The sequence below is a fragment of the Qipengyuania sp. SM2512 genome (assembly GCF_054954005.1).
Genome location: NZ_CM143134.1, coordinates 2,389,696 through 2,402,697 on the forward strand (window position 1 = coordinate 2,389,696; position 13,002 = coordinate 2,402,697).

A 13,002-nucleotide genomic window follows, 5' to 3' on the forward strand; every position below is an offset into this window, starting at 1 on the left:
GCTAGTTAGCCCACCGCGCCCAGGCTGCGCTCTCCACAACGCTGGATTTCGTGACGATCCGCGCCGGAATCGCATTGGTTTCGGCAAACATCCTACCTTTGTCCAAGCCCAGCACCACAATGGCCGTGGCCAGCGCATCGGCTTGCATGCAGCCCGGATGCAGCACGGTCACCGAAAGGATTTCGTCGGATAGAGGCAGTCCGCTCGCCGGTTCGATCGTATGGCTCCACGATTGCCCTCCCGCGCCGCGCCGACGAGCATAATTGCCGGATGTGGCGATAGACCAGCCGGTCAGACCGACGCGCGTCGCCGGTGCAGGGCTGTCCGGTGGAATCTCGAGATCGACCCACCATGGGAGGCCATCGGCTCGCAGGCCCGAACCGCGTAATTCGCCGCCGATGTTCAGCAGGGCGTGATCCACACCGATTCGGCCCAGCGCATGCACCCCGGCATCGACTGCAAACCCCTTGGCGATGCCGGAAAAGTCGAGAGTGAGGCCGCCCGGCTGGACCAGCACTCTGCCGTTTTCTTCCAACTCGATATTCCGCCAATCGTACCCGCGCCCGGCTGCCGCAACCTCGCGCGACGGTTTTCGGACCGGCGGGTCCGATGGCCCGAACCCCCACAGTTCGGACACTGCGCCGATCGTCGGATCGAACGCCCCCGAACTCGCCCGGGCAATGGTGAGCGAACAGTCGAGAACATAGGCGAACTCGTCCGCGATCCGATGCCGGCTTCCGGGCGCAGCGCGGTTGAAGCGGCTGAGGTCGGATTGGGCGTGCCACTGGCTCATCTGACCGATGATACGGTCGAAAACGTTATCGAGCGCGCTGCGGATGACGGTGTCGGTAAGGGCAGGGGGTACGATTGCCTCGAGCGACCAGTTCGTACCCATCGTTTCGCCGCCAAGCAGTACCGACCGGCCATCTGCCGGCGCGGGTGCAGTCTCGCGCGGCGGCCCGGGTGGCAGGAGGAGTTGCTCCAGTCTCGGCCCTGCCACGCCCCCCGTATCCTTCAAAGCGGCAGGAACTCGAGCACCGCAGTGTAGGAGGCGCGGCGTTCGGGCTGGCCGTCCGCGGCTTCCTGTGCGCTGGACGCCTCCAGATAATACATTCCCGCCGTCGCGGCCTCGAGCGTCAATTGGCCCTCGGCATCGGTCCGCAGCATGGCAATGCCCGGATCGTCGCGGTAGCGCGTGCCGCCCGCGACGAATTCGACCTCGAGATCCGCCGCCGGCTGGCCATCGAGAAGGAAGCGCATCACTGCCGGTTCGCCCGCCACGATATCATTGGGGTGGGTGACCGGGACCATTTCCAGCCCGCTGTTGGTGGGCTGGAGCGCGGTATCGCTGGGCGCGCCGAGCGTTACGAAGGTTTCGGTGCGCGAATTGTTGCGAGTGGTGCGGATCTCGGTCGCGCCTGCGGGCAGATCATCGACGCTGCCGCGGAAGCGCTGGCGCTCGCCATTGAGTTCGTAGGACCCCATCACGCCATCGCTGACCAGCGCGATCCGGTAAGTGCCCTGCGCCGCCAGCGGCACGTCGAAGGCGCTGCGGTAGGCGCCCGAGCCCAGGATCGTCGGATCGACCGGTTCGCCGTCGGGACCGGTGACCACCAGCGAGTCGAGCGACATCGGCCGGTGTTCGAACAGGAACAAGCCGTTGGAGGCGGCGGCGTCGACCGTCACCAGATCGCTCTCGCCCGCCATCACGGTGGCGGAAGGCAGCAGCCAGCGGCGATGCGCATCCGCCTGGGTGGGGAGCAGGGTGGAGAGGCCGAGTGCGAGGCCGAGGGCGAGCAGGCTGGGTTTGGCGAACATGATTGGGTCCTTTGATTGCGGATGATGGCGGTCGTCGGGTATTCCCGCGCGGCTTAGCGCTTGGTTGTCAGGCGCACCGCGCCCAGTTCGGATTTGCCCCGTGCGGTGGCGGAGGTGCTGGACTTGGGGGGCCACTGGAAGGGCAGCGACACCAGTTCGCGCCCGCCGACCTCGCGGGCCGCTTCTACCCGCAAGGTGTAGCTCCCGGCGGGGAGGTTCGCGAGCGGACGGCTGCCCTGGCGATAGGTTCGCGCATGGGTGCCTGGCGCCTTGGTCGGTGCGCTGATGCCGTTGGCGGGCATCTTCATCGCTCGGCCCGCTCGACGCCACCAGGTCCGCATGTCGGGCAGCCATTTGGCACCGTCCTCGGGCGAGAGATCGACATCGTACCAGACGTCGAGCGTCCGCACGGATTTGCCGCTCGCATCCTCGATCCAGATCGCGACATAGGGCCGGTGGTATTCCGCGACGCGCAGCCGCGGGATTTCGACGCTGACGGACATTTCCTGCGCGGCGGCGGGGGCGGCGGCAAGGCCAGTGGCGGCGAAGGCGAAGGCGATCGATACGCGCATGGGAAACTCCGGGTTCACTTCAATGGATGAGGAAGACGAGCAGAAAGAGCGGGATCAGCACGCCCGCGCCGGCGATGGGCCAGGTCGAGCGCCGCTTCTTGGCATGAAGCTGGAGCAGCAGCAGCCCGGTGAGCGAAAAGACCACGCAGGCCGCGGCGAAGATGTCGATGAACCACGACCAAGCGGTGCCCGTGTCGCGTCCTTTGTGGAGGTCGTTGAGATAGGCGATCCAGCCGCGGTCGGTGGTTTCGTGGATCACTTCTCCGGTCGCCCGGTCGATCAGCACCCAGCCGTCGCCCCCCGGCTGCGCCAGCGGGACATAGAGTTCGCTGGCGTTCCACTCGGGCGTTCGGTTCGCGACGTCGACATCGGCGGTCTCGTCCAGCCATTCGGCTACTGCCGAAGGAACGACGGTCTCCGGTCCGGCGCTGTCCGGCACGGCTGCGAGCGAGCGGAGCAATTCGGCCGGCAGCGTATATTCCTGGGTGGTGATTTCGGGATCGGCTTCGATCGAACCGGCGTGGTTCAAGGTGATGCCGGTCACTGCAAACAGGATCATTCCTGCGAGGCAGATCGCGCTGCTCATCCAGTGCCAGGTGTGGAACTGGCGCACCCAGAAAGCGGGTATGCGACGCTTGCCCGCCTTGCGGCGAACGGCTCCGGGGCCGCAGACCGGTTGCTGTGTCGATTGCATGTCCATCGGGTATCGTGTCCTGCTACGCTATCACGCTGGCGTGTAATTGCAAATCAGCATCAATAGCAACAAAGCGTTTGGTGGCTGCGCGCATCGGCTCGGGTGAGGGACCCGCCCAGCCAGAGCGCTTAGAACCTCGCGTTCACGCTAACCCAATAGCTTCGTGCCTTGTCCTTGTTGTTGTAATCGTCGACGTAGCTGGGGGTGAAGGTGCCATCGCCATTGTCGAGGAAGTTGGTTTCGTAGCTGGTAAAATCCTGATCGAGCAGGTTGTTGACCCGGCCCGCCAGGGTGATGTGATTGTTCAGACGGAACTGCGCGCCCGCGTTGAGCACGGTGTAGCTCTTGTAGAAGATCTGCTCCCCCGTTACCGCATCGACCCCGCGATAGCGGCGCGAGCGGTGCTCGGCATTCAGCTGCGCACTCAGCCGGTCGGTCGCGTCCCAGTCGAGCGTGGCATTGGCCATGTGGCGCGCCGAATTGGTCAGCGGCAGGCCGACGTCGGCGCCGCTCAGCTGCTCGCTACCGGTCAGCGTGTAGTTTGCGCGCAATTTGACCGCTTCGAACATCCGCAAGCGACCCGCGACCTCGATCCCTTCGATCCGCGCTTCGTCGATATTGATCGGCTGGTTGATCGTTCCGCCAAGCCCCAGAACCTCGAAATAGTCGCCCAGATTGGCGCAGGGCCGCACCCCGCCGGTTACGGCACAGGGCTGGACCGTGGTACTCGACAGCTTGTCGTCGAATTCGTTGCGGAACACAGTGACGTTGATGCCGGTACCGGGCAGCGGGTCCCAATAGGCTGCTGCCTCGTAATTGACGCTGGTTTCGGGAACGAGGTCGGGATTGCCGATGAAGGGGCTGGTGCCCTGTCCGCCGAATCCGCGAATGCCGTCATACAAATCTGTGGTCTTGGGGGTCTTGAACCCGGTGCTGACGCCGCCTTTGACGGTGATGGTGTCGCTGACGGTGAACACGCCATAGAGGCGGGGGCTGAACTGGCCGCCGAAAAGGTCGTGTTCGTCATAGCGCAAGCCGCCGGTGATGGTGAACCAGTCAGTGGGTGCCCAGTTGTCCTCGAGGAAGAGCGACCACTGCTTCTGCTCCTGCACCGCTTCGAGGCCTTCATTGCTGGCTTCCAGGCCGAACACGGCGTCTTCCAGTTCGCCGTCGATCACCTCACCGCCGAAAACGACCTCGTGATCGCCAGCGAACCCGATCAGCGGCACGACCATGCGCGCATCGAGCGTGTACTGGCTGCTGCGCAGATCGCGGTCGGGGCGGGGCAGGAAGGTGTCCTCGGCGAGCTGGCGCCGCTGGTCCTCGCTCAGTCCGGCATATTCGCCGGTGCCGTCATAGATCGACTGAAGCAGCACCCGCTCCGCCACCGAGAACGGGCGCGTGCGGCCGCGATTGCCAGTATCGATATGGGCGAGGCTGACGAAGCTCTGTCCGAAGCCCCAGTCGCCGCGATAGGTGAGCGACCAATTGTCGCGCTCGAACCGCTGCTCGTCCTTGTAGCCTACGCGCGGTGCCACCACTCCGCGGGATGCGCGCCAGATCGTGTTGATGCTGTCGACCGTTCCGAGCGGAAAGCTGACTGCCCCGGTCTCGGGATCTGTAATCGGTGCGTTATCATATTTCTGCCGCGAAACATCGTAGTCGAACTCGAACACATGCCCTTCGACCGGGTTGAACGAGAGCGTTCCGCCGACGTTGTAATTGGTGCTGTCGACGGTTCGGCCGCCGCCGCCAAAGCCCAGCCCGCGCACATGCACCACCCCGGCGGGGTCTGTCACCGGCGCAAAATCGGGGCTCGAGGGCTCGCGCTTGTACAACGAGCCGCGCAGCGAGATGCCCAGCAGATCGCCGATCAGCGGCCCGTTCAGGCTGGCATCGATGGTGGTGTCGGCGCCGAAGCGGCTGTCTTCCTGGATGCTGCGGCTGACCGTGGCCGATCCCGACCAGACCATGCTGACCGGCTTGGTGATGATGTTGATCACCCCGCCAAGCGCATCCGCGCCATAGAGTGTGGAGGCAGGGCCGCGGATTACCTCGATCCGTTCGATCGTGTCGAGCGGCGGGATGTGGTTGAACTGGTTGCCGCCGAAATTGTTGGGGTAGATGTCGCCGTGATTGTTCTGGCGGCGGCCGTTGATCAGGATCAGCGTATAGTCGGCCCCCATGCCGCGGATGCTGATCGTGCGCTGCCCGGTCTTGTCCGAGGTCTCGCCCACATCGACGCCCTCGAGGTCGCGCACTGCGTCGATCAGGGTCATGTATGGCCGCTGCGCGAGCTCTTCCGCGGTCACCACGCTGATGCTGGCTGGGGCATCGGTGATCTTCTGTTCGAACCCGGCTGCGGTGACGACGATTATGGGATCCCCGACCTCGGAATCCTGCTGTGCTTCCTGCGCGAACCCCGGCGCCGCATCTAACCCCAGGCCAAGCGCCGCGACGGCGCAGCCCGATGCGAGTCGCGTGGCGACGGAGAAATTCGATCCCATGATAATGCCCCCGCTATTGCGAAGTATTCGCATTTGCGTTTTGGCTCTCTGTCGGGATCGGCATGGCTCGTCAAGCAGCTTGGTGTGGACAGGGGGAAATGTCGCTCCGGGACGCTCCGGGTCTTGGACCGGTGCCGCATTCCCGGGGCGCCGGCGTGAGTACAGCCTTCCGAACGCCCTCAGACGCGGATGATCGGCCACTGGCTAGGGAATCGGCCCGATCCTTCTCCCCACATTGGAGGGGCTTAGGAGCGGAAAGGGCAGCTCCGGCAAATTTCGATCGCTTATGACGAGCGAGTGAGCGCCGCTTCGGCTTCGCGCATGTAATCCCGGGTCAGCGGGAGGATGCGGCGGTCCCGGCTATACTGGATCTGGTAATTGCACATGCCGCCGTTTTCGAAACTCGACGTCGCACCCGCCAGGTAGAACGTCCACATCCGAAAAAAGCGCTCGTCGTACAAAGCCACGATCGCATCGCGATTGGCCAGGCAATTGGCGTACCATGCCCTGAGGGTCTTGGCGTAATGCAGCCGCAGCATTTCGATATCGCTGGCGATGAGTCTGAATTTCTCGCTGGCGGCGATCGTCTCGGACAGGGCGGGAATATAACCGCCGGGGAAGATGTATTTGCGTGTGAAGGCATCCGTCGTTCCGGGCGATCCGATCCGCCCGATCGTGTGCAGCAACATCACGCCGTCATCGGCGAGTAAATTGGCGCAGGCCTCGAAGAAGGTTTCGAACTGCGGACGCCCGACGTGTTCGAACATACCCACCGAAACGATCCGATCGTACCGTTTGCCGCGCTCTGGCAGGTCCCGGTAGTCGATCAGCTCGAATGAAACGCGGTCCGCGACCCCCGCGTCTCTGGCGCGTTCCTGCGCCAGCGCGAGCTGTTCGCGGGATAGCGTGATCCCGGTCACCCTAATGTCGAACTTGCGGGCCAGATAGATCACCATGCCGCCCCAGCCGCAGCCGATGTCGAGGACTGTCTGGCCGTCTCCAAGCGCCAGCTTGGAGGCAATGTGTGCCAGCTTGGCTTCCTGCGCCTGCGCCAGCGTCTCGACGCCGTCGTCCCAGTAGCCGCAGCTATACTGCATGTGCTCGCAGTCGAGCATCAGGCGGTACAGCTCGTTGCCGATGTCGTAGTGATGCGAGACGTTGCGCTGCGATCGCAGGGTGTCGTTGATCGCCTCGCGGGCGAAAGCGATGCGGTTACCCAGGCTCCGGCGCAGGCTAGGCCGACCGATGGATCCGCCGCGATCCCACGGCGCATTGGAGCGCAACAGCTCCACCAGTTCCATGATCCCGCCCTGCTGCAGGATCAGCCGGCCATCCATATAGGCTTCGGCTGCCCCAAGTCTGGGATCGAGCAGGATATCGCGCGGCACGGCCTTATCGGTGAAGGTCAGGGCGACATCGGGGAACCCCGCAGCCGGTTCGCCGAAATTGCTTCGAGTGCCATCGGCGAACGTGACTTGGAGAGTGCCTCTCTTCACGATGGAAGCAAGATAACGGCTGACCAGGATTTTACTCATGGGGCGCCCTTATGAAGGGTGCCACTCGTCTCAGCCAGCCCAAATGGGATCGAATGATGATCTTTGCTCTTGGCTCTTTGTTCCGGCAGCGATTTCCTGTCATTGTGTTTCGTAGCCGCACGAGCAGAGCTAGCGAATTCGTCTGGCGCGGCACTGATCCACCGAAGTGAAATGCGAGAGAGGGCGGCGTTCGTCTTGCTCTGTGGAAGCATATGAAACAGTCAGCGTCGCTCGGTTCTAACCCGGCTTGCTGTAATCCTCGAGGCCATCGAAATCGTCACAATCGGTCAGCAGCAGGGCGACCGGCTTGAGGCGCTCGGAATGGGCCATGACCACGGTAGCGAAGACGGTTAGCGGAACCGCCAGGACGGCGCCGGCCGCACCCCAGATCAGGGTCCAGAAAACCAGCGCCACCAGCACCACCAGGGGCGAAACGGCCAGTCGCCGGCCCATGAGCTTGGGATCGACAAAATTGCCCATCACCTGCTCGATCACCAGCAACCCCCCAGCCACAATCGCAGCCGACAGGGGATCGCGGACGATCAGGACATAAAGGACCGGCAATGTGCCCGCAATTATCGATCCAACGGTCGGAACGAAGTTGAGCAGGACAGCCAAGACGCCCCACAGAAGGAGATAATCGACACCGAAGGCGGCGAGCCATGCGACATAAAGAGCCGCGGTGATACAACCCAGAACAAAGCGGGTCGTGAAATAGGCTCGGAACTTTGTGCCTACGGACCGGCCGATCTCCGGCCAGCGGCGCTCGCCGCCGGGGCCGGTCAAGGCCAGCATTTTCCGGTGCCAGTTTTCGGTCTCGGTCAGCATCAGCAGCATCAGGAACAATATCAGGATAATCCCGGACGCGACTCCGGCGGTGATGCCGAGCGCGGCCAGCGCGCGCGATGCAAGGCCGCCAGCCGAAATCAGCGATTGGGAGCCGGGATCGGGCCCGTCGGAGACAATATTGGGCAGCGGCAAACTGCCGATGCGTTCGTTCAATTGCGGGGCCAAGGTGCTCGAAAGTTCGTAGATTTGCTGCAGCGCGAGGCCAAGTCCGATCAGGAAGGCGAACAGGATCAGCAGAACGATCAGCAGCCCGCTCGCCGCTCCCAGCCACTTCAAATGTTTCGGCATCCGGTCGCGTAGCGGCTGGACGACGGGCCAGACCGCAAGCGCCAGCAGCAAGGCCGCCAGGACCGGCATGGTCACTGCATAGGTTTCCCTCAGCAGCCAAAAGCCCGCCGCGATCGCGATGATGCAGAGCGCAACGGCGCGAGCAGGGTAGCCCGACCTCGCCTGGCGAACGAAACTGGACGAGGGTGGCCCGTTGTTGCTCATGGTTTTGCAATGCGCCTACCGCTACGACGTTCCTCGCAGGTGCCGCATGCGGAGCTTCGTAGGAAGACACAGCTTCGCATTCCAAGCTGAACACTGGCGCCCTGCACTCGGAAGCCACTGAGCCCGTTGCCGGGCCGGATCACCCAATCAGCGGGGGAACGGAATCATAGAGCGTCCCGACAGTGGCGATCGCAAGGCCCAGTCCCGCGACGCTGCCGAGCTTTGGCTTACCCGCTCGCAGATAAAGCCAGGCAAGCGCAGCCAGCGCGATCACCGTGAACGCGAGCGCCAGCCAGCGCGCGGCGATGGCGCCGGGGAACGTGATACTTGCGGCCCAAAGCAGCGTGAAATGGGCCGCCCAGATGGCAAAAGCCGCGGTCAGAGTTCGGAAGTCGTGGTGATTGCGAAAGTCCTGCATTCTCTCACCCGCCCGGGAGCAGCCGGATCACAAAGGCGAGGACGGCGCCCTGCACTCCGACATAGCCGATGAAGCGTGCGACCGTGTCGAGCGTGACGCTGGCCGGCGGGCTTATCAGCCCGCGACCGCTGCGAAAGCCGAGATAACCGGCCAGAAGCGCGCTTATCGCGGTCAGGCAACCTTGATAACCCACCGCTGCGAACACCGTCGCGCCTTGCCCGCTGGCCACGGGATCGAGCCCGGCGCCGCTCCAGCCGGACCAGTCCCAATACACCGCCAGGGCCGAACAGGTCGCAGCGAGCGCTGCGGTGATCCAGGGCAATTGTCCGGCGGGAATCCCGGGCTTGCGCCAGGACAGCATGCGGCGTGAGAGCCATGCGAGCGCCGTCGTCGCCCCGAACAGCGCAAGGATACCCAGCGTCTGTTCCAGCGGCGGCGCGGCGATCCAGACGTCGGGGTGAATGCCGAACAGATAGAGATAGGAAAACAGCATCATCACGCCGATCATGCCCATCACCACCATCAGGACGTTGAGCCCCCACCAGCCGTGGCTCTTCGGGCCGGTGATCGCGATTGGAACCGTGATACCGCCACCGATGTCGGCCGTCTTCTGTTCCACTGGTGGATCGCTGTCCCACATCCAGCGCAGCATACAGCCCACTGCGATCACGCCGCAGAACACTGCAAAGCCATAGGCCTGTACCGTCAGCGACAGAAAGAATGCGGCCGTGAGGAAGGCCGCTGCTGTTGGAAAAGGGGAGGGGCCGGGAATGATCTGCAGATATTGCGGCTCGGCATTGACCGGGCTGGTGATGATCGTCTCGCGCAGCCCGGTGGCGCTGTTGGGCAGGAAGTAGCGCCCTTGATGAGTATCCTCGGCGAGGTCGGGATCGTCCCACAGCGGATTGCGGCTTTTCACCAGCGGCAGCGAGCGACTGGAATAGAGGCCGGCGGGCAACCATTCCAGCGTCCCGGCATCATAGACGTTGCCCGCCGATTCCGCGGCGGTGAAACGGAAATTGCGTGCCAGATCGAACAGGAACAGCGCGACTCCGGCGGCAATGACGAAGGCGCCGATCGTGGAGATCAGATTGACCAGATCGAGATCGCGGCCCGGCAGATAGGTGTATACCCGGCGCGGCATGCCGAGGAACCCCGTCAGGTGCATGGGCAGGAAAGTGATGTGCACGCCGCTGAAGAAAAGCGCGAACACCCACCGGCCAAGCCGGTCCGACAGCGCGTTTTTGCTGGTCATCCCGGCCCAGTAGTAGAACGCGCCGAACAGGGGCATCACCATGCCGCCGATCAGCACGTAATGCAGGTGGGCGACGACGAAATGCGTGTCGTGGGCCTGCCAGTCGAACGGGACCATGCCCAGCATCACCCCGGTCAGCCCGCCAATGGTGAAGGTTACAATGCTGCCGGTCACGAACAGCGCCGGTGCCGACCAGCGTATCTTCCCGCTCGCGAGAGTCGCGATCCAGCAGAACACCTGTATCCCCGCCGGCAGGCTTACCGCCATGCTGGCGGCGCTGAAATAGCCGGTGGAGACGCGCGGCATGCCGGTGGCGAACATGTGGTGCGCCCAGACGCCGAAGCTGATGAACCCCGTTGCCACCAGCGCGACCACATTGAGCCGGTAACCCACCAACGGCACGCGCGCGATCGTCGCCACCATCATGCTCATCATGCCCGCGGCGGGGATGAAGATGATGTAGACTTCCGGGTGCCCGAAGAACCAGAACAGGTGCTGCCACAAGAGCGGGTCGCCGCCGCGGGTGGGATCGAAGAACGGCCAGTTGAACGCCCGCTCGAGCTCCAGCAGCGAGGTGGCGGCGATGATCGCGGGGAAGGCCAGGATGATCATCACGCCGAACACCAGCATCGCCCAGGCGAAGATCGGCATGCGGTCCAGTGTCATCCCCGGTGCCCGGGATCGCAGGACACCGACGATGATCTCCACCGCGCCGGCAATGGCGCTGATCTCGATGAAGCCGATCCCCAGCAGATAGAAATCCGTGTTGATCTCGGGCGAGAAGGCAATGCTGGTCAACGGCGGATACATGAACCAGCCGCCGCTGGGGGCGAGGCTGAAAAAGATCGAAGCGAAGAACGAGAGGCCGCCGATAAGGAACATCCAGAACCCGTAGGCGGCCATGCGCGGGAACGGCAGTTCGCGCGCTCCCAGCATCTGCGGCAGCAGCAGCATCCCCGCCGCCTCCACCGCCGGCACGGCGAACAGGAACATCATCATCGTGCCATGCATGGTGAAGAACTGATTGTAGGTCTCCTGCGGCAGGAAATCCTGCAGCGGAGCGGCCAGTTGGACCCTCATTCCCAGCGCAAGGATCCCAGCGAGCAGGAAGAACAGGAAGGCCGTGGAGAGGTGGAAAAACCCGATGTAATTGTTGTTGATGCCCTTCAGCAGCCCCCAGCCGGTGGGCGCTTTCCAGATCCGGTCGAGTTCCTCCACCTCGCCTTCGGGGCGCGGGGCGTGGACCGGGAAGAGCTTGTAGAGATCGTGATCGAAGCCGGTTTCGGATTCGCGCCCGGCCATTGCGTCGCCTCCGCCAGCTGCCCTCACCTCTGTTGCTCCAGCCAGATTGCGACAGCCTCGAGCTCGTCGGCGGAAAGCCGGTCGTAGGTCGGCATGCGGTTGCCCGGCTTGATCGACTGGCTGTCGCCGATCCAGCCCATCATCGTCCCGCGATGATTGGGCAGGATACCTGCGCCCAGCGTCAGGCGGGCGCCGACGTGCGTAAGGTCCGGGCCGGCAAGCCCGTTCGCTTCGGTTCCCGCTACACGGTGGCAGGCGCCGCAGCCGCTATCCATGAACAGAGCGCGGCCAGCAATTGCGGCGGCGGCTTGATCCGTTCGCGCGGGCAAGTCTGTTTCTTCGACCACCGCAGGCATCGGGCCAGTTCGCGCTGGCAGAGCGGGGGGGCTGTCGCCGCCCTCGAGCCGCGCCTGCAACCACGCTTCCCATTCGCCCGCTTCATGCGCCACCGCGACGAAGCCCATCAATGCATGCGGCCCCCCGCAATACTCGGCGCAAACCCCGCCGAACCGTCCGGGCCGGTCCGCCTGCACCAGCAATTCGTTGAGACGGCCGGGGACCATGTCCTTCTTGCCCGAAAGATGGGGGACCCAGAAGGAATGGATCACATCGTCGCTGAGCAGTTCCAGCACCACCTTTTCGCCGACCGGCAGATGCAGCTCGTTCGCATCGCGCAGCAGCACATCGCCATCGGCGTCCAGATATTCGACATCGAACCACCACATATGGCCGGTCACGCGCACACGCATTTCGTCGCCGCTGATCTCCTCGGTCAGCGAGGCGGTGAGCAGCAGGCCCCATACCAGCAGAACGGTCAGTACCACGCCGGGAAAGGCGATCCCGCCGATCCAAACCGCGCGCTCACCGCCCAGCCTTCGACGCCATTTTTCAGGTCCTTTGGCCGCCACCCACAAGGCGGCCACGACGACGCAGGTGACGATGACGCCCATGCCGAACAGCGCCCAGGCGAGCACAGTTACGCTGTCCGCATAGGGGCCTGCGGGATCGAGCACCGGCGGCGGCCATCCCCACAGCGCGTCAAACATCGTCGAGGCCGTACAGGTAGGCAGCGACATCGGAAGCCTCTGCCCTGGTGAGCGGCATGGCAGGCATCGTCGAGCCGGGCTTTGCCTCGGGTGCGTTACGGACGAAGTGGGCGAGATTAGCCGGGGTGTTGGGAAGCGCTCCGGCAATCAGACCAATATCGTCGAAGCCGACCAGCGAGGGCCCCAATCGCCCCCTGGGCCAGTCGATGCCCGGAATTTTGTGGCATGCTGCGCAGCCTGTTTCCTTGATCAGCGCCAATCCCCTCTCTGCATCGGCTCCGCTGCGGACATAGCGCGGGCCGGGAACCTCCTTGCAGCCGGCCAAAGCCAGCGCGGCAGCGGCGCAGGCCGTGGCACTCGTGCGGCGCCACCGCCGCCAGCGGCTTCTTTGCCCTTCGCGAGTGACTCGGCGGGTCACTCGCTCGGGAACCGTCGCGGCGGCGGGAAGGTTCCCGTCGGGATGGCCCGGCTCTTCCGTACGATCGCGATTCTGTTCGCTTCCGCCGCGGCGACC

At 64.1% G+C, this 13,002-nt stretch carries 11 protein-coding genes; all 11 read right to left on the bottom strand.

Translation table 11 applies throughout. The features are described 5' to 3' along the window. Position 1 precedes the first annotated feature (1 nt). A complete protein-coding gene (locus tag ACQ5J0_RS11975) occupies positions 2-1,000 on the bottom strand; it encodes an FAD:protein FMN transferase (protein WP_462567732.1) in 999 nt (332 codons plus the stop codon). 14 nt (positions 1,001-1,014) lie between these two features. Continuing rightward, positions 1,015-1,818 carry a DUF4198 domain-containing protein gene (locus ACQ5J0_RS11980; protein ID WP_462567733.1) on the bottom strand — a complete coding sequence of 268 codons (804 nt, stop codon included), beginning with the start codon at positions 1,816-1,818 and terminating at the stop codon, positions 1,015-1,017. 53 nt (positions 1,819-1,871) lie between these two features. After that, positions 1,872-2,390, bottom strand: coding sequence for a DUF2271 domain-containing protein (locus tag ACQ5J0_RS11985; protein WP_462567735.1), 519 nt, complete (start codon positions 2,388-2,390; stop codon positions 1,872-1,874). A gap of 19 nt (positions 2,391-2,409) precedes the next feature. Beyond that, positions 2,410-3,084: a PepSY-associated TM helix domain-containing protein gene (locus ACQ5J0_RS11990; protein ID WP_462570108.1), complete on the bottom strand. Its 675-nt coding sequence runs from the start codon at positions 3,082-3,084 to the stop codon at positions 2,410-2,412. Between the two features lie 128 nt (positions 3,085-3,212). Then, positions 3,213-5,591: a TonB-dependent receptor domain-containing protein gene (locus ACQ5J0_RS11995; RefSeq protein ID WP_462567736.1), complete on the bottom strand. Its 2,379-nt coding sequence runs from the start codon at positions 5,589-5,591 to the stop codon at positions 3,213-3,215. 284 nt (positions 5,592-5,875) lie between these two features. Beyond that, positions 5,876-7,126, bottom strand: coding sequence for a class I SAM-dependent methyltransferase (locus ACQ5J0_RS12000; RefSeq protein WP_462567737.1), 1,251 nt, complete (start codon positions 7,124-7,126; stop codon positions 5,876-5,878). Between the two features lie 237 nt (positions 7,127-7,363). Next, entirely contained in the window at positions 7,364-8,467 is a 1,104-nt protein-coding gene (locus tag ACQ5J0_RS12005) for an AI-2E family transporter (RefSeq protein ID WP_462567738.1), read from the bottom strand. 139 nt (positions 8,468-8,606) lie between these two features. Next, the gene (locus tag ACQ5J0_RS12010) at positions 8,607-8,885 is read right to left on the bottom strand and encodes a hypothetical protein (RefSeq protein WP_462567740.1); all 279 of its coding nucleotides are present in this window, start codon (positions 8,883-8,885) and stop codon (positions 8,607-8,609) included. 4 nt (positions 8,886-8,889) lie between these two features. Next, positions 8,890-11,442 carry a cbb3-type cytochrome c oxidase subunit I gene (locus ACQ5J0_RS12015; RefSeq protein WP_462567741.1) on the bottom strand — a complete coding sequence of 851 codons (2,553 nt, stop codon included), beginning with the start codon at positions 11,440-11,442 and terminating at the stop codon, positions 8,890-8,892. 23 nt (positions 11,443-11,465) lie between these two features. Further along, the gene (locus ACQ5J0_RS12020; RefSeq protein ID WP_462567742.1) at positions 11,466-12,488 is read right to left on the bottom strand and encodes a cytochrome c oxidase subunit II; all 1,023 of its coding nucleotides are present in this window, start codon (positions 12,486-12,488) and stop codon (positions 11,466-11,468) included. Then, the gene (locus ACQ5J0_RS12025; protein WP_462567743.1) at positions 12,481-12,747 is read right to left on the bottom strand and encodes a c-type cytochrome; all 267 of its coding nucleotides are present in this window, start codon (positions 12,745-12,747) and stop codon (positions 12,481-12,483) included. The genes ACQ5J0_RS12020 and ACQ5J0_RS12025 overlap by 8 nt, the downstream gene beginning before the upstream one ends. Positions 12,748-13,002 lie beyond the last annotated feature (255 nt).